This is a genomic window from Streptomyces varsoviensis (assembly GCF_000718635.1).
Taxonomy (GTDB): Bacteria; Actinomycetota; Actinomycetes; order Streptomycetales; family Streptomycetaceae; genus Streptomyces; species Streptomyces varsoviensis.
In genome coordinates this window covers 247,097-264,302 of record NZ_JOBF01000014.1, presented here as the reverse complement: position 1 = coordinate 264,302, position 17,206 = coordinate 247,097, and the positions used below count along the sequence as shown (strand labels likewise).

General features: G+C 73.0%; 18 protein-coding genes. 9 read left to right on the top strand and 9 right to left on the bottom strand.

Annotated features, from left to right (window positions below; all coding sequences use genetic code 11):
- Positions 1-33 precede the first annotated feature (33 nt).
- Positions 34-1,014, bottom strand: a complete 981-nt coding sequence (locus IF55_RS21745; protein WP_048832301.1) for a LysR family transcriptional regulator — start codon at positions 1,012-1,014, stop codon at positions 34-36.
- 156 nt (positions 1,015-1,170) lie between these two features.
- On the opposite strand from IF55_RS21745, the gene IF55_RS21740 reads away from it, so the two are divergent.
- Entirely contained in the window at positions 1,171-1,611 is a 441-nt protein-coding gene (locus tag IF55_RS21740; protein ID WP_281181015.1) for a darcynin family protein, read from the top strand.
- Positions 1,612-1,662: 51 nt separating this feature from the next.
- On the opposite strand, the gene IF55_RS21735 is transcribed toward IF55_RS21740, so the two are convergent.
- Positions 1,663-2,445: an aminoacyl-tRNA hydrolase gene (locus IF55_RS21735; protein ID WP_030887715.1), complete on the bottom strand. Its 783-nt coding sequence runs from the start codon at positions 2,443-2,445 to the stop codon at positions 1,663-1,665.
- Between the two features lie 66 nt (positions 2,446-2,511).
- On the opposite strand from IF55_RS21735, the gene IF55_RS21730 reads away from it, so the two are divergent.
- From IF55_RS21730 to IF55_RS40100, 3 genes are all read left to right on the top strand, one after another.
- On the top strand, positions 2,512-3,186 hold the full coding sequence (locus tag IF55_RS21730; RefSeq protein WP_030887718.1) for an AIM24 family protein: 675 nt from the start codon (positions 2,512-2,514) through the stop codon (positions 3,184-3,186).
- A gap of 231 nt (positions 3,187-3,417) precedes the next feature.
- Positions 3,418-4,359: an ABC transporter ATP-binding protein gene (locus IF55_RS40105; protein WP_030887721.1), complete on the top strand. Its 942-nt coding sequence runs from the start codon at positions 3,418-3,420 to the stop codon at positions 4,357-4,359.
- Entirely contained in the window at positions 4,356-5,024 is a 669-nt protein-coding gene (locus IF55_RS40100; protein WP_030887723.1) for a hypothetical protein, read from the top strand. The genes IF55_RS40105 and IF55_RS40100 overlap by 4 nt, the downstream gene beginning before the upstream one ends.
- A gap of 157 nt (positions 5,025-5,181) precedes the next feature.
- Here IF55_RS40100 and IF55_RS21715 read toward each other — a convergent pair whose 3' ends face one another.
- Positions 5,182-6,603 (bottom strand): alkaline phosphatase PhoX, encoded by a 1,422-nt coding sequence (locus IF55_RS21715; protein WP_030887726.1) that lies wholly within the window; start codon positions 6,601-6,603, stop codon positions 5,182-5,184.
- Between the two features lie 289 nt (positions 6,604-6,892).
- Here IF55_RS21715 and IF55_RS21710 point away from each other — a divergent pair, with 289 nt between their 5' ends.
- Complete coding sequence (locus IF55_RS21710) at positions 6,893-7,519, top strand: TetR/AcrR family transcriptional regulator (protein WP_030887727.1); 627 nt, start codon at positions 6,893-6,895, stop codon at positions 7,517-7,519.
- A gap of 64 nt (positions 7,520-7,583) precedes the next feature.
- Here IF55_RS21710 and IF55_RS21705 read toward each other — a convergent pair whose 3' ends face one another.
- Both IF55_RS21705 and zapE read right to left on the bottom strand, forming a co-directional pair.
- Entirely contained in the window at positions 7,584-8,738 is a 1,155-nt protein-coding gene (locus IF55_RS21705) for a hypothetical protein (protein WP_245661292.1), read from the bottom strand.
- Positions 8,728-9,891 carry a cell division protein ZapE gene (gene zapE / locus IF55_RS21700; protein WP_030887734.1) on the bottom strand — a complete coding sequence of 388 codons (1,164 nt, stop codon included), beginning with the start codon at positions 9,889-9,891 and terminating at the stop codon, positions 8,728-8,730. Before zapE ends, IF55_RS21705 begins: the two co-directional genes overlap by 11 nt.
- A gap of 68 nt (positions 9,892-9,959) precedes the next feature.
- Between zapE and IF55_RS21695 the strand changes: the two genes are divergently transcribed.
- Positions 9,960-10,781, top strand: coding sequence for a pyrimidine reductase family protein (locus IF55_RS21695; protein ID WP_030887737.1), 822 nt, complete (start codon positions 9,960-9,962; stop codon positions 10,779-10,781).
- A gap of 126 nt (positions 10,782-10,907) precedes the next feature.
- Positions 10,908-11,414: a hypothetical protein gene (locus IF55_RS21690; protein ID WP_037966360.1), complete on the top strand. Its 507-nt coding sequence runs from the start codon at positions 10,908-10,910 to the stop codon at positions 11,412-11,414.
- On the opposite strand, the gene IF55_RS37435 is transcribed toward IF55_RS21690, so the two are convergent.
- The 3 genes from IF55_RS37435 to IF55_RS21680 all read right to left on the bottom strand — a co-directional run bounded on the left by IF55_RS37435 (position 11,354) and on the right by IF55_RS21680 (position 14,124).
- A complete protein-coding gene (locus IF55_RS37435) occupies positions 11,354-12,085 on the bottom strand; it encodes an NUDIX hydrolase (RefSeq protein ID WP_245661289.1) in 732 nt (243 codons plus the stop codon). The two genes, IF55_RS21690 and IF55_RS37435, sit on opposite strands and share 61 nt — an antisense overlap.
- A gap of 99 nt (positions 12,086-12,184) precedes the next feature.
- The gene (locus IF55_RS21685; protein WP_078644902.1) at positions 12,185-13,012 is read right to left on the bottom strand and encodes an ABC transporter ATP-binding protein; all 828 of its coding nucleotides are present in this window, start codon (positions 13,010-13,012) and stop codon (positions 12,185-12,187) included.
- On the bottom strand, positions 13,009-14,124 hold the full coding sequence (locus tag IF55_RS21680) for an ABC transporter permease (RefSeq protein WP_030887743.1): 1,116 nt from the start codon (positions 14,122-14,124) through the stop codon (positions 13,009-13,011). The genes IF55_RS21685 and IF55_RS21680 overlap by 4 nt, the downstream gene beginning before the upstream one ends.
- Before the next feature lie 176 nt (positions 14,125-14,300).
- Between IF55_RS21680 and IF55_RS21675 the strand changes: the two genes are divergently transcribed.
- Both IF55_RS21675 and IF55_RS21670 read left to right on the top strand, forming a co-directional pair.
- A complete protein-coding gene (locus IF55_RS21675) occupies positions 14,301-16,043 on the top strand; it encodes an ATP-binding protein (protein WP_063764015.1) in 1,743 nt (580 codons plus the stop codon).
- Positions 16,040-16,684 (top strand): response regulator, encoded by a 645-nt coding sequence (locus IF55_RS21670; RefSeq protein ID WP_030887746.1) that lies wholly within the window; start codon positions 16,040-16,042, stop codon positions 16,682-16,684. Before IF55_RS21675 ends, IF55_RS21670 begins: the two co-directional genes overlap by 4 nt.
- Before the next feature lie 95 nt (positions 16,685-16,779).
- Here IF55_RS21670 and IF55_RS21665 read toward each other — a convergent pair whose 3' ends face one another.
- Positions 16,780-17,184: a carboxymuconolactone decarboxylase family protein gene (locus tag IF55_RS21665; RefSeq protein ID WP_030887748.1), complete on the bottom strand. Its 405-nt coding sequence runs from the start codon at positions 17,182-17,184 to the stop codon at positions 16,780-16,782.
- Positions 17,185-17,206 lie beyond the last annotated feature (22 nt).

The window sequence follows — 17,206 nt, the reverse complement described above, 5'->3', positions numbered from 1 at the left end:
CGTCCTCCCCGACTGCGCCAGGAAAGCGCTTCTTCAGCCGCCTTCAGCGGCCGGGCCCCCCGGCGCCCGGAGGGTTCGGCGGACGGCGTCGCGGAGCCAGTGGTGGGCTCCGTCGGCGGCGTGGCGGGGGTGCCAGGCCATGCCGATGGTGACCGGGGGCAGGGGGAGGGGGATGTCGAGGAGGCGCAGGCCGAGGGCGGTGGCGGGGGTGGTGAGGGGGGAGGGGGCCGCGCCGGGGAGGGCGGTGGGGATGAGGCAGACGACGTCGCTGCCGGCGGACAGGGCCAGCGCGGCCAGATGGCTGGGGAGGACGACGGCGACCCGGCGGCGCAGGCCCTGCTCGGCGAGGGCGGCGTCCAAAGGGCCGGTGAACCGGCCGCGGCGGCTGACGACGACGTGTTCGGCGGCGGCCAGCCGGGCCGGGGTGAGGGGCTTCTCGGCGAGGGGGTGGCCGGGGCGGACCGCCGCCGCCATCCGGAGCGTGACCAGCTCCTCGACCTTCGTCTCGGGGTCGACGTGCCCGATGGCGCCCGCCTCCAGGTCTATCCGGCCGTCACGGAGCGCCGGCCCGCCCTCCAGATCCTCCGCCCGGAACCGCAACGACACCCCTGGCGCCTCCCGCCGGGCCAGTTCCAGCAGCCCGGGGGAGAGCGCCGCGCCGATCAAGTCCGCCGCCTGGACGGTGAAGGTCGTCCGCAGAGTGGCCGGATCGACGCCCGTACCGGGGGTGAGCAGCGCACCGAGGCTCCGTACCACCGCCGCGGCCTCCTCGCGCAGGGCCTGGGCACGGGGCGTCGGGACCATGCTCTGCCCCGCCCGGACCAGCAGGGGGTCCTGGAGCACGCGGCGCAGCCGGGCCAGGGTGCGGCTCATGGCGGCGGGGGAGGTGTGCAGCCGCGCGGCGGCCCGCGTGACGCTCTGCTCCGCCAGCAGGGCGTGCAGGGCCACGGCGAGATTGGCGTCCAGGCCCGGGGGCGGGCCGCTGCTCCCCGGAGGGTTCGCCGGGTCGTTGATCCTTGGGCCGTTCGCCGGGGCGCGGCTCGCCGGGGCGTCCGCCGGACCGTACGCCACGTTGTCCCCCGGGCCATTTACCGGGCCATTTACCGGCCCGTTCCGGCTGCTTGAGCTGTTCACCAGCGAAATTCCACTTCAGGCAATGATCCGTTGCTGATGTTCCCATTGTGGCAACTCGATGATCTTCCGCAGGATGAGGGCACACCGATTCCCACGCAGGAGGAACGCACCATGGCCGCTGACCAGACCACCCCGCCGGTCACCGCTTTCATGCTCATCAAGACGATGCCCGAGTGGCTGGCCATGACGCCCGAGGAGCGGGCGACGGCCCTCAGCACCGAGGTCATGCCCGCCGTCAAGGCCAAGACGACCGGGGTCCGTTCGCGCTTCTACGACACGGAGTTCTACTCCACGCGCGTCACCGACGTCTGGGTCTGGGAGGCCGAGGACCACAACGCCTACCAGCTCCTGATCGACGCGCTGCGCGAAACCCCGTTCTGGGACCGCTACTTCCAGGTCGTGGACCTCCTCGTCGGCACCGAGAACGGCTACGCGAGGACCTACAACATGGACCCGGTCGCCTCCATCACCACCTGATCTGGGCTCCACCACCCGCACCCGGCGGCTCGTTCGTCGACGCCGCGCCGCCTACCGGTGCCTCAGCGCCGGGTGATCCGCCACCACCGTGCACGACCCCGGGGCGATCTCCGTGAATCCGGCGTCACGGACCACCGGCAGTCCGTCGCTGGTCAGGGCCGCCCACGCGCGCGGCTCCGCCGTCCGTACGGCCAGCGGGAACCCCGCGTCGCGCCAGGCGGCCCGCTCGTCGGCGTCCAGTTCCCACCAGGCGAGCTGAGCGCCATGGCCCGCTTGGGCCATGGCCTTGCCGGCCGACATGTCGAGATCCGGGTTGAGCCACAGCACCGGGCCCTCGGAGACAGCCTCGGCCACATCGGCGGTGGCGGCGTCGGCGGCAGTGGCGCCCCCGCCCTCCTCGTCGTCGGTCGCGGCCGGGGGCTCCGGGTCGGTGAGGTCCGTGCCCGAGACCTGGAGCTTGACCAGTTCCTTGGGCCAGCCGTCGAGCGGTACAGGCGGGTAGACGCGGACCTCGGCGGCGCGCCCGCGGACCGTGATGCCGGGCAGGGCTTCCGCGCGCCGCCACTCCGCGCCGCGCGCCCGGCGCACCACCTTGCGGATACGGGCGTCCTGCCAGTCCCGCACGGCTTGCGCCCACTCGCCGTCGTCGGCCGTCGCGCGCTCGTCCGCGAGCAGGGTGAGCACCGCGCGCGCCGCCGTCTCCAGGGCGTCCGTACGGGCCGGGGGCGCGGCCTTCTCGATGTGGACGACGAGGGGCAGCACGTACTGGGGCGCGGCGTCCCGGTCCGTCTCCTCGTGGCGGAACGGACTGGTCTCGGCGGGTGAGCTGGTCATCCGTACAGTCTGCCAGCCGCCCCGCCGGCCCTTGGCGGAGCCGGAGGTTCCGGGAGATCATGGGCCATGCACAGTGAACTCTTCGCCGCCGAGCACATGGCCCAGCCCGCCGCCGCACCCGGCATGACCGTCCAGAACGCGAAGTCGATCAAGTACACGGTCCAGGGCGAGTGCTTCGCCCGCCAGGGCTCCATGGTCGCGTTCCGCGGAGACCTCCAGTTCGAGAAGCAGGGCCAGGGCGTCGGCAAGTTCCTCAAGCGCGCCGTGACCGGCGAGGGGCTCGCCCTCATGGCCGTCCGTGGCCAGGGCGAGGTCTGGTTCGCGCACGAGGCCGCCAACTGCTTCATCGTCGACCTCGCCCCCGGCGACGGCCTCACCGTCAACGGCCGGAACATCCTGTGCTTCGACCCCACGCTCTCCTACGAGATATCCGTCGTGAAGGGCGCGGGCATGACCGGCGGCGGCCTCTTCAACTCCGTCTTCACCGGCCATGGCAAGCTCGGCATCATCTGCGAGGGCAACCCCATCGTCATCCCCGTCAGCCAGCACTCCCCGGTCTACGTGGACACCGACGCCGTCGTCGGCTGGAGCGACCGCCTCCAGACCTCCCTGCACCGCTCCCAGAGCCTCGGCTCCATGCTGCGCGGCGGCTCGGGCGAGGCGGTCCAGCTCATGCTGTCCGGAGAGGGGTTCGTGATCGTACGGCCCAGCGAGGCCAAGCCGGAGAAGACGGGCAACTGACCGGCCGCGGAGGCGGCCGCGGAGGCGGACGCGGATACGGACGCGGATGCGGCCGCGCGTACGGCTGCGACTGCGGACACAGCCTCGGCTACCGTCAACCTGCATGGACGGTATGAACGGTATGGGCGGCATGGGCCGTACAGGCGGCATGAGCGGCACGGGCTGTAGGGACGGCATGAGCGGCACGGGCTGTAGGGACGGCATGAGCGGTACGGGCGAGTGAGCGGCGGCATAGCACTGCGGGGCGTCGGCCGGCGCTATGGGCTCGGCGGCCCCTGGGTCCTGCGCGGCGTCGACCTCGACGTGCCGACGTGCTCCCTCCTGCGGGTCGAGGGCGCCAACGGCACCGGCAAATCCACCCTGCTCCGCCTGCTCGCCGGCATCGACGCGCCCAGCTCCGGCACCATCACCGGCCGCCCGCGCACCGCGTACGTCCCGGAGCGCTTTCCCCCCGCGCTCCCCTTCTCCACCACCGGCTATCTGTCCATGATCGGCCGCGTGCACGGCCTGGGCAGAGCCGAGGCCGGGCGCGCGGCGGCCGACTGGCTCGACCGGTTCGGGGCCGCGGCCCACGCCCGTACACCCCTGGCCGAGCTGTCCAAGGGCACCAGCCAGAAGGTCGCCGTCGTCCAGGCCCTCCTCGCCGCCCCCGAACTCCTCGTCCTCGACGAGGCATGGACCGGCCTCGACCACGCGGCCCGCGACGTCCTCGACCAAGCCGTCCGCGAACGGGTCGCCGCGGGCGGCGCCGTCGTCTTCGTCGACCACGACCCACGGCGGCTGGCGGGCGAGGCCGCGGCCGTCTACCGAGTGGCGGGCGACGGCCGCGTGACCGCCGCCGAGCCCGGGCCCCTGGGTGGTGTGGGTACGGCCGACGCAGCCGATACCGCCGACAGCCCGCGCGTACGCATCGTGGCCCAGGGCCCGCCAGGCGCCACGCTCCCGCGCGACCTCCCCGACGGTTCCGCCGCGCCCGCGTACGAGCCGGAGCGCGGGGGAACCGTAGGGCTCACGGTCTCCGCCGCGCGCTCCGACGCCGTGCTGAGCGCGCTGCTCGCGGCCCGGCCCGCCTGGCACATCCGGGAGGTGACGCCCGTACGGACCGGGGCGGCGCCAGGCCCGAACGAGCAACCGCGCCCCGACTCCCCGAACCAGAGGCCCGACCGCACATGACCGCTCTGTTCCGCTACCAGGCCGCGCTCCTCGTCCGCTCGCGCCGCCTGCTGCCGCCGCTGATCGTGTACGCGCTGTTCATGGGCATCGGGGTGCAGGCCGGGCAGCCGATCCTCGACTCGTTCGCCTGGGCCGGGGGAGCGCTGCTGTTCGTCGCCGCCTGGCTCGTACGGGTCTGCGTGACCAACGAGCCGCCGGCCGCCCGGCACGTCGCCGCCGCCGCGACCAGCCCCGCCCGGGTGCACCTGGCGAGCGTGCTCACCGCGCTGACCTGCTCGGCCGTGCTCGGCGCGATCGGCACCGCGTTCGTCGCGCTCATCACCGATCCGCGCAGCTCCGACCGCCAGGTGCACGTCCCGGTCGGCGCCGCCACCCTGGCCGGCCTGGTCACGGCGCTGGCCTGCGCCCTCCTCGGCACGGCGGTGGGCGCCCTCTGCAACCGGCCGCTGCTGCGCGGCACGGCCCGGGCCATGCTGTCGACGATCGTCGCCGCGATGCTGGTCCTGGTGGCCGACGGCTCACCCGCGCACGCCGCCGTCTCCGGCCTCGTCACCGGCTCCACCCGCGGCCACGTGACGGTGCCCCTGCTGCCACTCGCCGCCACCGCCGCGCTCGCCACCGCGGCCACGGCCATCGCCTGCGCCCTCGCCTCACGCCGGCCGTGAGCGGCGGCCCTCGACAAACTGCGGCTGACGCGCGACGAGGGCACGAACCGCAGGGTGCTGGCGGTCCTGCGGTTCCTGGGAGGCTGAGGGCCGTACAGCCACTTGGGACGCTGAGGGGCGTTCAGCCTCCAGGGATGCGGAGGGGTGCGGGGGCCGTTCAGCGTCGCCAGGGGCCCGTTACCGCGAAGGTTGTGCCGGGGGTGTAGACGTTGACGTACATCGTGCGGTGGTCGGGGGAGAAGGTGACTCCGGCGAACTCGCCCCACTCGGGCTTGTCCGGGGTGCCGATGTTCTGCCGCCCGCGCGCCATAGGGTAGACGTCGCCGCCGGGGGTCACGCCGAAGACGTACTGCGCGCCCTCGCCGTCCTCGCAGACCATGAGGCCGCCGCCGGGGGCGAGGGTGATGTTGTCGGGGGACTCGCCCGGCAGTTGTACGTCCGTACGGGGGCCGAAGACCACGACGAGGGTGAGGCGGCGGCGCTTCGGGTCGTACCGCCATACCTGGCCGAAGTGGTCGGCGGCCGAACCGTTCGCGCGCTTGGCGAAGCTGGAGACGAAGTAGACGCACCGCCCGCCCCAGTAGCACCCTTCGAGCTTCTGGGCGTGGGTGATGCCCCGGCGCCCGAAGTCCTGGAGGCGTACGGGCGTGTGGCGGGCGAGGGGGTCGGGCACGGGCGCCCACTCGATGGCGTCGAAGACGGTCCCCGGCTCCTGGACGACCGACAGGTCGGGTACGTCCGGCACCCGCATCGCCTCCAGCCGGCCCCCGGCGCGCAGCGAGCCCCGGCCGCCGAGCGGCTTGTGGGGACGGAAGCGGTAGAAGAGGCCGAAAGGCCGGTCGAAGGCGTCCTCGGTCTCGTACACGACGCCGCTGTCCGGGTCGACGGCGATGGCCTCGTGCTGGAAGCGGCCCATGGCGGTGAGCGGTACGGCGCCGGTGCGCCGCGGGTCGTACGGGTCGACCTCGAAGATGAAGCCGTGATCCTTCGTGTACCCGTTGGTCCCGGCCTTGTCCTCGTTCTCCTCGCAGGTCAGCCAGGTGTGCCAGGGGGTGTGGCCGCCCGCGCAGTTGGTGGACGTGCCGGCGATGGCGACGCGTTCACCGAGCACGCGGTGGCGCGCGTCCAGTTCGAGGGCGGTGCAGCCGCCCATCCCCATCGGGTCGTAGGTGAGGCCCTCGACGGCGGGGACGCGGTGGGCGACGGTGGGCCGGTTCTCGTGGTTGCGCACGAGGTGGACGCGCCGGTCGCGGCCGCTCGCATGGCGTCCACGGCCGGGGAACGCCGCCATGCCGTCGTGGTGGCTCGGCACCTTGCCCTCGCCGGAACGCAGCGTGTCCCCCTCCCGCGACAGGACGCGGTAACGGAACCCCTTGGGGAGGTCGAGAAGGCCGTCGGGGTCGGGAACGAGCGGACCGTAACCGGCACCTCCGCTTCCATGTCCGGGCCGTGGCTCGTAGGGGGCTGCCGGGGCCGCGGCGGCCGTACCGGCGAAGAGCTCCGGGACGGCCCCCGCGAAGACGATCCCCGCGCCCAGCGCGCTGGATCTGGCCAGAATCTGACGTCGTGTGGTGGACATGAGGCGACTCCCTGCTGGCGGACAGGAGCGAACGGACGGAAGCGTTCGGGAGGGGAGCGTTCTGGAGCGTCAGGGGGCATTCGGACGGAGCGTGACGAGCCTGTGTGTAGCACGTACGTACGGCCCACCGGAAGCACGGTGCGTGACGATTCCTCGGCGGGGAGTGGGGGCGGGCCGTCCGAGCGCCGCCTACCGCCGTCGGCCCCTGTCCTCCCTGGCCAGGTCACGGCATAATTATGAGCAATTACTCAGCTACTCGACGACTACTTCACGACGCGAGGGAGCCGCCATGACATCGGGTCCGCGCCGGCTGCAACCGCGCAAGCAGCCCAAGCAGGTACGCGCGGAACTCACCCGCCAGCGCATCCTGACGGCGGCCGCCGAGGTCTTCGCCGACTACGGCTACGCCGCCGGCACCACCAACCGGATCGCCGAGCGGGCGGGCATCTCGATCGGTTCGCTGTACCAGTACTACCCGAACAAGGACGCCGTCCTCGCCGAGCTGACCGCCGCCCACCTCGACGCCGGGCTGGCCCTCGTACGGAGCCACCAGGACGGCGAACTGCCCGAATCGCTCGAAGACATCCTCCGGCTGTTCGTACGGGCCGCCATCAGCGACCACCGCGGCCACCCCCAGTTGCACCGGGTGCTGTTCGAACAGGCCCCGCGCACCCCGCAGATCTTCGAGATCATGTACGAGTACGAGGCGGCGAGCGTCGACTTCATCAAGGGGCTGCTGGAACGGCACCCCGAGGTCAAGGTCGAGGACAAGCAGACCGCCGCCCGCCTCGTCGTCACCTCGGCCGGACTCCTCGTCCACCAGCTCGTGGCCGAGCCGAACCCCATCGACGTCGACCGTTTCGAGAACGAACTCGTCGCGATGCTCACCCGCTATCTGACGGGCGGGGGGTCCTGAGCCTGAAGCCCATTGGTGGTGGGCCCCGGCCCGGCCGGCTACCCGAACGGCCGCTGGGCGGCTGCTAGAAGGGGCGGTCGTACGGGCGGTCCGCGACCCGGTCGTAGATCTCGCGCAGCCAGGGGCGGCGTACGGCGGGCAGCCGGGCCAGCGTGGCGAGGAAGGCCGCCGAGCCGGGGCGGAAGGGGGTCCAGGGGTGCGGCGGCAGCGGGTCGTCGCGGAGGACGCCGTCGGGGAGCCCGCCCGTCACGGGGAGGGGCGACCGTTCGGACTGGAAGGACAGGTGCGTCCATACGCCGGCGGCCAGCGGCACGACAGCCGCACGCGTGTTCCGGGGCGGCTGCCACACCTGGCCCGTCCGCGGGTGCCGGGGGACCAGCACGATGTCAGGGGAGGAGGGGGACGAGGCGAGATTCGGTCCGGCCAGGGCCGCTGTCCTCACCTGCGAGCCCGGCCGTTCCGGCGGGAGCAGCGCGTCGAGCGCGTGGCCGAATACGTCCGTCATGAGGCCATCCGGTACGGCGACGGGTGCGCCCTGCGACGCCGCCACCAGGTGGGCCAGCGCGGCTCCGACCGCCGGCGGCCACAGCGGGCTCCACGCTCCGGACGGTTCGACCGGCGGCGTGCCCAGCCGGTCGCCGGTGATCTCGGTCCAGTCGGCGGAAGAACGAGCGCTGCCGTCGTACCCGGAAGACCCATTAGGCCCGTCGTCGGGGAGGCGGCGTACGGCCCCCGGTGCGAGCCACACCGCCTGCCAGAGCGAGCAGTCGTCGATGCGGGTGGCCACGGCCCGGCCGCACCGCTCGCAGGCCAGGTTCGGGCCGTCCCGCCCGTCGAGGCCCTGGCAGTAGCCGTCGCACCGCTCGGGTATCAGGACGGTGCCGCGGGCGTCGCCCGGCGCGATGACGATCGCTCCGGGTTCCCCGTAGGAGAGGGCGGGGACCGGCGCGTACACGCCGCGGGCGGCCGCCTCGGCCGGCCCGATCTCGCTCCACGGGCGCCAGGGCGGGCCGTACGGCTCCGGGTCGACGGCGTACGTGCCCGGGGCCATGAGCGGGGGGAGCAGGTCGTGCCCGTAGTGGTGATGGGCGTGTACGGGGAGGGCGACTCGGGTGACGGGGGCGGTGAGCGCCGTGCCGCACCGCTCGCATACGAAGAGGACCCGCGCGTCCTCTGCCTCTCCTTTTACCTCTACCGCTGGTATTTCTTTATGCTTCAACAAGTTCCTTGGCGTCGCGGGCGAGGGCGGTGAGGCGGGAGATGGCGCGGAAGTACTTCTTCCGATAGCCGCCCTTGAGCATCTCCTCGCTGAACAGTTCCTCGAAGGGCTTCCCCGAGACCAGTACCGGCACCTCCCGGTCGTACAGCCGGTCGGCGAGCACCACCAGCCGCAGCGCCGTGGACTGGTCCGGGACCGGCTCGACCCCGGTCAGGCAGACGGCCCGGACGCCGTCGCACATCGCGCCGTAGCGGCTCGGGTGGACCTGGGAGAGGTGGTCGAGGAGGGAGGGGAAGTCATCGAGGGAGGCGCCCTCGGTGCGGTACGCCACCTTGGTGACGGTCTCGTCGTCGTATGGTGCCGGGGCCTGCGGGAGGCCGCGGTGGCGGAAGTCCTCGCCGTCGATGCGCAGCGGGCGGAAGTGCGCGGACAGGCCCTGGATCTCGCGCAGGAAGTCGGCGGCGGCAAAGCGGCCCTCGCCGAGCTTGCCGGGGAGGGTGTTGGAGGTGGCGGCGAGCGCGACGCCCTGCTCGACGAGCCTGCTGAGCAGCGAGGAGACCAGCACCGTGTCGCCGGGGTCGTCCAGCTCGAACTCGTCGATGCAGAGCAGCCGGTGACCGCCCAGGGTCTGTACGGTCTGCTGGAACCCGAGCGCGCCGACCAGGTTGGTCAGCTCGACGAAGGTGCCGAACGCCTTGAACTCAGGAGCCGCCGGGGCGGCGTGCCAGAGCGAGGCCAGCAGGTGGGTCTTGCCGACGCCGTAGCCGCCGTCGAGGTAGACGCCGCGCGGGCCGCTGGGCACGCTGCTCCCGCCGCCCCGCCGGAACCAGCGCTTCATGCCGCCGGCGTTCCCGCCCGCTTTGCCGCTCGCCTTGCCGCCGGGCGCCGCGCTCGCGCCGCCGCCGAGCCCGGCGGCGAAGGCGCGCAGAACCGTTACGGCTTCTGCCTGGCTCGGCTGGTTCGGGTCCGGCAGGTACGTGTCGAAGCGCGCGGCGCCGAAGCGCGGCGGCGGCACCATCTCGGCGACCAGCCGGTCGGCGGGCACGTGCGGCGCGCGGGCCGTGAGGGCGATGGGCGCACCGTCGGCGGGCGATCCGACTATCGGGGGCGAGTCGGGAGCGGTGCTGGACTCGGAGGTGGTTGAGGGCGACACAGCCGTCCAGCCTAGTCGCTCCGCCCGGGGACTCGGCGCGGTGAGCGAGCCATGTCACACTGCCGCCTATGCGACGCCTGTTCCCCGCCTCTCACGAAACATCCGATCTCGACAACCGCCAATGGGGTCTGGATGAGCTGGCGGACGTATACGCCTATCCGATGGACGGCGGCGAGTATCCGATGGGCGGCGGCGAGCTCGGAGCCCCCCTGCCCGGGCAGCGGGACACCGCCTGGCTGCGGGCCAACATGGTCTCGTCGCTGGACGGGGCGGCCCACCACGAGGGCAAGTCGCAGCCGCTGTCCTCCGACGCCGACATGCGGATCTTCGGCACGCTGCGCGGGCTCGCCGACGCGGTGGTGGTGGGCGCGCAGACCGTACGGCAGGAGGGTTACCGCCCCGCACGTGCCCGCGAGGCCTTCGCGGCCCGGCGCGCGGCGCTCGGCCAGCCGCCGGCCCCGGTGATCGCGGTGGTCAGCGCCGGCCTGGAGCTGGACTTCTCACTGCCGCTGTTCACGGAGCCGCTGGTGCCGACGATCGTGCTGACCGGGGCGCGGGCCGCGCCGGACCGGGTGGCGGCGGCCCGTGAGGCGGGGGCGGAGGTGATCGTGGCGGGCGACTCGGAGCGGGTGGAGCCGGGCCGGGTGAAGCGGGCGCTGTCGGAGCGCGGCCTCACGAGGCTGCTGACGGAAGGGGGGCCGAAAATGCTCGGTCAGTTCGCGGCTGCGGGGGCACTCGATGAACTGTGCCTCTCGCTCGCCCCGATGGTCGCGGCGGGAGCCGCGCCGCGCATCATGAACGGGCCGCGGCTGGAAGTGCCAGAACGGTTCGTCCTCGCGTCCGTCATGGAGGAGGCCGGCTTCCTGTTCACCCGTTACCGTCGGATCTGACAATCAGCGGAATTTCCCGTTCCGGTTAGCTTCCGACGGGCAGAATTGAGTCAGGCGTGCCCACGGGGCGCGCGCAGGATGGTTTCTGTTGGGCCCGGTGGCCCACGTAGGAGAGGGGCTCCCACCGTGTTCACGAGCGTACTGATGATCGAACAACCGCTGACCGCCACGGACGTCGACTTCGTCACGTCCCTCCACGACGACCACATGTCGTTCGTCGTCCTCATGCGGCCGAGGGGGGACGAGGACCGGCTGCTGCGCGCGATCGACGACGTAGCCCTCGGCGAGCTGGAACAGGCCGTCCACGAATCGGAGGAGCCGGAGGGCGAGGAGGCGACCCGCCCGGCGGCCCAGGCACTCAACTACTCCCTGCACCTACTGCGCGAATCGGGCAGCGAGGCCGTCGGCCAGATCGTCGACGGACACCCGCTGGATCGGCTACGGACCGTGGTCGACGAGACCAGCGCCGATGAAGTGATCGTTCTCACCGCTCCGCACCTGGTCGAGGAGTTCTTCCACCGGGACTGGGCCTCCCGCGCCCGCCACAAGGTCGGCGTCCCCGTCCTGAAGCTCTACGCCCATGCCGCGGACGGTGACGAGGAAGAGAACGAGAGCGAGAGTGAGAGCAAGTAAGGCGCACCTGGCTCCGGGGCTCCGGGCTGGTGAGACGGGGGAGATAGACACGGGAGCGGGACGGGGACGGGCCGGGGAACCGCGCGCCGTCCGGGGCGGCCGAGGCGACGAGACGAACGCCTCGGCCGTCTTTCCGTTGGAGACCGCTGGAGACCGTTGGACCGCTGGAGAGTGGGCTCAAAGCCCCAGCGCCACGGGCTCGTCCGGCACTCCGTCCCTGAGCAGGTCGGCCAGGAGGCTGCCGAGCTCGCGGGGCCGAAGAGGTCCGGGCCCCGGTAGGCGATGATTTCGGCCAGGGGCCACCAGCGGAACCCGGCGATGTTCTCGGCGGCCAGTTCGGCGGAGGACAGGGCGCCGTGCGGCTGGAAGTTCGTGGTGCGGACGAGGAAGTAGTCGTGGATCGCGCCGTCGTAGCCGGGCACGTAGTCGGCCGCGACGACCTCGCGGTGCCAGACGTGCGGCGGGTGCGGCCGGGTGCCGTCGAGTACGAGGCCGGTCTCCTCGCGCAGTTCGCGGCGCAGGGCCGCGTACGGGGTCTCGCCGGGCTCGATGCCGCCGCCCGGAGTCCCCCAGACAACGGCCTCCGGAGCGGTGAACCTGCACAGGAGGACGCGGTCCTGCTCGTCCAGGATGATCGCGCGGACCGAGTGACGCAGATTCAGAGTGGGCATCGGGGCAGCGTATGCGCATGTGGGGAGGCGGACCAAGGTTCGGGGGCGGAGGCGGACGACGGCTCGGGGAGCGGGGGAGCAGGGCTACAGGCCGACGGATCAGCGTTCCCGCGCTTCGGGCCGGTGCGGCGGCGGCGCCAGGCGGCCGTCGGCCATCGAGAGCACCCGGTCGGCGCGGCCCAGGAGGCCGTGGTCGTGGGTGACCAGCACCGTCGCCGTTCGGTGACGGCGCGTCACCTCCGCCAGCAGCTCTACGATCCGCTCCCCGCGCTCATGATCGAGCGCGGAGGTGGGCTCGTCCACGAGGAGTACGGACGGGCCGCCGAACAGCGCGCGGGCGATGTTCACGCGCTGGCGCTCGCCGCCGGAGAGCTGGTGCGGCCTGCGCCGTTGCACGGGCCCGTCCAGGCCCACCGACTCCAGCAGCTCCGCCGCCCGGCCGCGCGCGGCCCGCACACGCCGCGCGCCCCGGCCCCGTAGATCCTCGACCACCAGCAACTGCTCCAGCGCCGTCAGCGACGGCAGCAGGTTCGACTGCTGGAAGACGATCCCGACGCGCTCGCGCCGCAGCGCCGTACGGGCCCTCGCGCCCAGCCGCGCCGTGTCCTCGCCCGCCACGATCACCCGGCCCTCGTCCGGCCGCAGCAGCGTCGCCGCCACCGCCAGCAGGCTCGACTTCCCGGAACCCGACGGTCCGACGATCGCCGCCAGTTCCCCGGCCGCTACCCGGAGGGAGACCGCGTCGAGGGCGGTCAGGCGCCGGTCGCCATCCGGATAGGTGAGCGTCACGGACTCCAGGGCGAGGACGGCCGTGCCGGTGCGAGTGCGCGTGCCGGCGCTGGTGCCGGTGCCTGGTACGGGGGCGGTCGAAGCGGGCGTTTCCGTGGCGGCAGCCGGGTTGTTCACTGCGCGGTCGGCGGCGGTCATCGGGTGGCTCCCAGTGCGGTCAGCGGGTCTACGGACGTGATGCGGCGTACGGCGAGCGCGGAACCGGCCAGGCCCAGCGCCACCATCGCCAGCACCGGTACGGTCACGGTCGCGGCTCCCAGCTCGAACGGCACCGACGCCGCGGCCAGCGCCCCGCCGGCCACCCCCGCCGCACCGCCGAGCGCGGCGCCCGCGACCAGCACGACCAGGGCCTGGGCCAGGGCGTCCCGCACCAGGTAGGCGCTGCTCGCGCCCACCGCCTTGAGCACCGCGATGTCGGGTTTGCGCTGCACGGTCCAGACCGTGAAGAAGGCCCCGACGACAAGGGCGCTCACCGCGAAGAGGAACCCCTGGATGAGCTGGAGCGTGCCGTGCTCGGCCGCGTAGCCGTCGATCCCCGCGAGCGCGGCGTCGACCGAAACGGCTTTCGTGGTCGTACGTGCGGAGGCGCTTGCGTCGGGGGCAGCGCCGGAATCCGACCCCGTGCTCGTGTCGCGCGGCGTTCCGTCGCCCTTGACGGCCAGTGCGGTCGGGTGCTGCTGGTGGCTCACCCGTTCCCAGGTGGGGAGGCTGGTCCAGACGCTCGGGGCGTGGCCGAAGGAGCGATCGGCGGTCAGGCCGGAGACCGTCAGCCGCTCGGTGCCGAGGGTCACTCGATCCCCGACGCGGATGCCGTTCTCGCGGGCCGTCGATTCGCTCACCGCGGCCTGCCCTTTCCGCGGCTGTGGCGCGTGGCCGGAGACGAGGGCCGGGAGCAGCGCGTCGGAGGCGCCGAAGGCGCTGACGGAGACCGCTGTGCGGCCGGCCGTCAGCCGGGTCATGGCGACGCCGAACGGCTCCGCCGAGGAGACGCCGGGGGCCTGGGCCCAGGCGCGCCGCTGTTCCGGTCCGATCGTGCTGTTGCTGAACGACACCTCGGGCGACGCGCCCGCCGGGGCGCCGAACACGATGCGGTCCACCGGGAGGCCGGACACGGCCGAGGACGCCTCGCGCGCCAGCCCGCCCGTCAGGCCGTACAGGAAGACCACGAGGGTGGTGATCAGCGTGACGACCGCGCCCATCAGGGCGAATCGCCCTCGGGCGAAACGGATGTCGCGGAGCGCGACGAACACAGGGACCCTCCAGGGGCTTCTTGTCAGGACGCCCCCAACCCTCTGTCGCCGTCGCGCGCCCGCCATCGGGGACAGGAGCGGTCCTCGCCCCGCCCATCGGGTCCACGCCGGAATCAATCGAACGGATGATGGGAAGCGCGGAAGGGTGCCTATAGGAGCGCCGTACGCTCGATGGGGTGAACAATCCCGAGGTACCCCGGCCGCCGGAGCCGCCACCGGGCCGCGTCCACGACAGCACCGACGACAGCACGGACGACAGCACGGACGACAGCACGGACGACGGCATCGACGGCCGTGTCGACGACCGCACGGACGGCATCGGCGACCACACGGACGACGGCATCGACGGCCGCGCTCACGACCGCGCCCACGCCCGCGTCCACGACAGCACCGACGTCGACGCCCCGTCGCTGCGACTGATGCGCCTCGCGCTGCACGGCGCGTTCTACGTACTGCTCGCCGTCGCCCTCGCCCCCGTCGTGGCCGCCGTCGGCTCGGACGGCTCCCGGAGCCCGTACGTACTGCTCCCCGGCGCCGCGCTCGCCCTCGTCTACGGGCTCGGGGTGGCCCAGGAGTCGCGCGCGGCGAGGGCGGGGCGGCGGCCCCTCGGCTCGCGGACGGGGCTGTGGCTCGCGGGCGTCACCGGCCTGTGGCTGGTGCTGCTCCTCATGGACCGCGGGTTCAGCTATGTCGTCTTCCCGCTCTTCTTCCTCTTCCTGCACGTCATGCCGGTCCGCTGGTCGCTGCCCGCCGTCGCCGCCGCCACGGGCGCCGTCGTGGCGGTGCAGTCGGCGGGGCCCGAGGGGTTCACGGCGGCGAAGGTCATCGGGCCGGTCGCGGGCGCGGCTGTCGCCGTACTGACGGCCTACGGGTACGCCGCGCTCTACCGGGAGAGCCGAAATCGCCAGCGCCTGATCGACGACCTCGTACGGACCCGGGGCGAGCTGGCCGCCACCCAGCGGGAGGCCGGGCGGCTCGCCGAGCGCCAGCGGCTGGCCCGCGAGATCCACGACACCCTGGCGCAGGGCCTGTCGAGCATCGTGCTGCTCGCCCGCGCGGCCCAGGCCGCCGCTGCGGCTGAACCCGCCGCCCCGGAGAGGGCCGCCCTCCCCACACCCGGCCTCCAATCGACGGGCCTCCAATCGACCGGCCTGCCAACGCCCGACCCCCAATCGGCCGGCCTTCAAACGGCCCGCGCGCATTTGCGCGAGATCGAGCGCACCGCCTCCGACAACCTCGCCGAGGCCCGCCGCTTCGTACGGGCACTCACCCCGCCCGCCCTCCAGGACGCTCCGTTGCCGGAGGCGCTGCGCCGTCTGACGGCCGGTTTCACTGCCGGGCCCGAGGTCCGTTTCCACCTCGACGGCGAGCCCAGGCGGCTGCCGACGGAGGCCGAAGTCGCCCTGCTGCGCCTCACCCAGGAAGCCCTCGCCAACGTCGCCCGCCACGCCCACGCCGAACGCGCCGCCGTCACGCTGGCGTTCCTCGACGGGCAGGTCACGCTGGACGTGTACGACGACGGCATCGGCTTCACCCCGGCCGCCGAGGGCTCCGGGAGCTCCGGGGGCGTCGAGGGCTCCGGGGGAGAACCCCGCACCACCTTCGGCCTGCACGGCATGCGCGAACGCATCGCCGAACTCGGCGGCACCCTCACGGTCGAGTCCGCCCCGGGCGAGGGCACGGCCGTCGCCGCGGTTCTGCCCGTACGAGCGGGGGAGGCGCGTACGGCCGCGGGCGGCGAGGCGGCGGGTACGGACCCGAGTACGGACGTACGCACCAAGGCACCCCGTACGAACGTAGGTACCGAGGTGGCGCGTACGAGCGTAGGGACGGCGGCAACGCATCCCGAAGCACCCCAAGAGAACACACCGCCGCCCCACTCGCCCCACTCGTCGCCCCGGAACCGGGCGGCCGCATGATCCGGGTGCTGCTGGTCGACGACCACCCGGTCGTCCGGCGCGGGCTCCGCGCGATGGTCGATGAACTGCCTGGCGTCGAGGCCGCCGGGGAGGCGGCGGACGGCGCGGCGGCGCTGCGTTTTCTCGCCGAGGCGCGGGAGAGCGGGGAGCCGGGGCCGGACGTCGTGCTCATGGATCTCCAGATGGGCGACGGCATGCACGGCGTCGAGGCGACCCGCCGCATCACGGCTCTGCCCGAGCCCCCGGCGGTGCTCATCCTCACCACGTACAGCACGGACGCCGACATCCTGGCGGCGGTCGAGGCCGGGGCCACCGGCTATCTGCTCAAGGACGCCCCGCCGGAGGACGTCGCCGCCGCCGTCCACGCCACCGCTCGCGGCGAGACCGTCCTGGCCCCGCCCGTCGCCGCCCGCCTCCTCGGCCGCGTACGGGCCGGCCGGCCCGCCTTGTCGCCACGCGAGATCGAGATCCTGCGCCTCCTCGCCGAGGGCCTGGCCAACAAGCAGATCTCCCGCCGCCTCTTCATCAGCGAGGCCACCGTCAAGACCCACCTCGTCCACATCTACGACAAGCTCGACGTGGACAGCCGAACCGCCGCCATAGCCGCCGGCCTGTCCATGGGCCTCATCCGCCCCACCTGACGCCCGCCCCAGTGGGTTCTCGAACGCGCGGGTGAACAGCTTGCCGGCGAACGTGCCTAGGCCGCGCCGGCGAACCGTCGTCCGGCCGGGCGCGACTACTGCTTGCCGGCCCGGTCCTGGAGGACTTCGCCGAGGACGAAGAAGGCGTTGAGCGCGGCGGGGAATCCGGCGAAGACGGCCATCTGCGTGATCGTCTCGACGATCTCTTCCTTGGTGTTCCCGGCGTTGAGGGCGCTGTCGATGTGGGTCTTCAGCTGAAGGGGAGCGGTGCCCATCGTGGTCAGGCCGGCCACGGTCAGCAGTTCGCGGGTCTTGACGCTCAGGCCCGGCCGGGTGAAGACGTCCCCGAGGGTGAACTCGATGAGCAGGTCGGCGAAGCCCGGGGCGATGGCTTCGAGAGCGTCGAACGACGCCTCGCCGGCCGAGTCCTGGTGCAGGTTGTTGTAGTAGGCGATGCCCCGCTGGTAGCGCTCGCTCTTGTCCTGGATCTGGTCCGTCATGTCGGCTTTCTCCTTCGCTGCG

Coding starts and splice junctions, on each gene's coding strand:
- IF55_RS21685 (WP_078644902.1), bottom strand. CDS start 13,012: ATGACCGCCGCCGACCGCGCAGTGAACAACCCGGCTGCCGCCACGGAA.
- IF55_RS21665 (WP_030887748.1), bottom strand. CDS start 17,184: ATGACGGACCAGATCCAGGACAAGAGCGAGCGCTACCAGCGGGGCATC.
- IF55_RS21730 (WP_030887718.1), top strand. CDS start 2,512: ATGCACAGTGAACTCTTCGCCGCCGAGCACATGGCCCAGCCCGCCGCC.
- IF55_RS21715 (WP_030887726.1), bottom strand. CDS start 6,603: ATGTCCACCACACGACGTCAGATTCTGGCCAGATCCAGCGCGCTGGGC.
- IF55_RS21740 (WP_281181015.1), top strand. CDS start 1,171: ATGTTCCCATTGTGGCAACTCGATGATCTTCCGCAGGATGAGGGCACA.
- IF55_RS21710 (WP_030887727.1), top strand. CDS start 6,893: ATGACATCGGGTCCGCGCCGGCTGCAACCGCGCAAGCAGCCCAAGCAG.
- IF55_RS37435 (WP_245661289.1), bottom strand. CDS start 12,085: ATGCCCACTCTGAATCTGCGTCACTCGGTCCGCGCGATCATCCTGGAC.
- IF55_RS21670 (WP_030887746.1), top strand. CDS start 16,040: ATGATCCGGGTGCTGCTGGTCGACGACCACCCGGTCGTCCGGCGCGGG.
- IF55_RS40100 (WP_030887723.1), top strand. CDS start 4,356: ATGACCGCTCTGTTCCGCTACCAGGCCGCGCTCCTCGTCCGCTCGCGC.
- IF55_RS21695 (WP_030887737.1), top strand. CDS start 9,960: ATGCGACGCCTGTTCCCCGCCTCTCACGAAACATCCGATCTCGACAAC.
- IF55_RS21735 (WP_030887715.1), bottom strand. CDS start 2,445: ATGACCAGCTCACCCGCCGAGACCAGTCCGTTCCGCCACGAGGAGACG.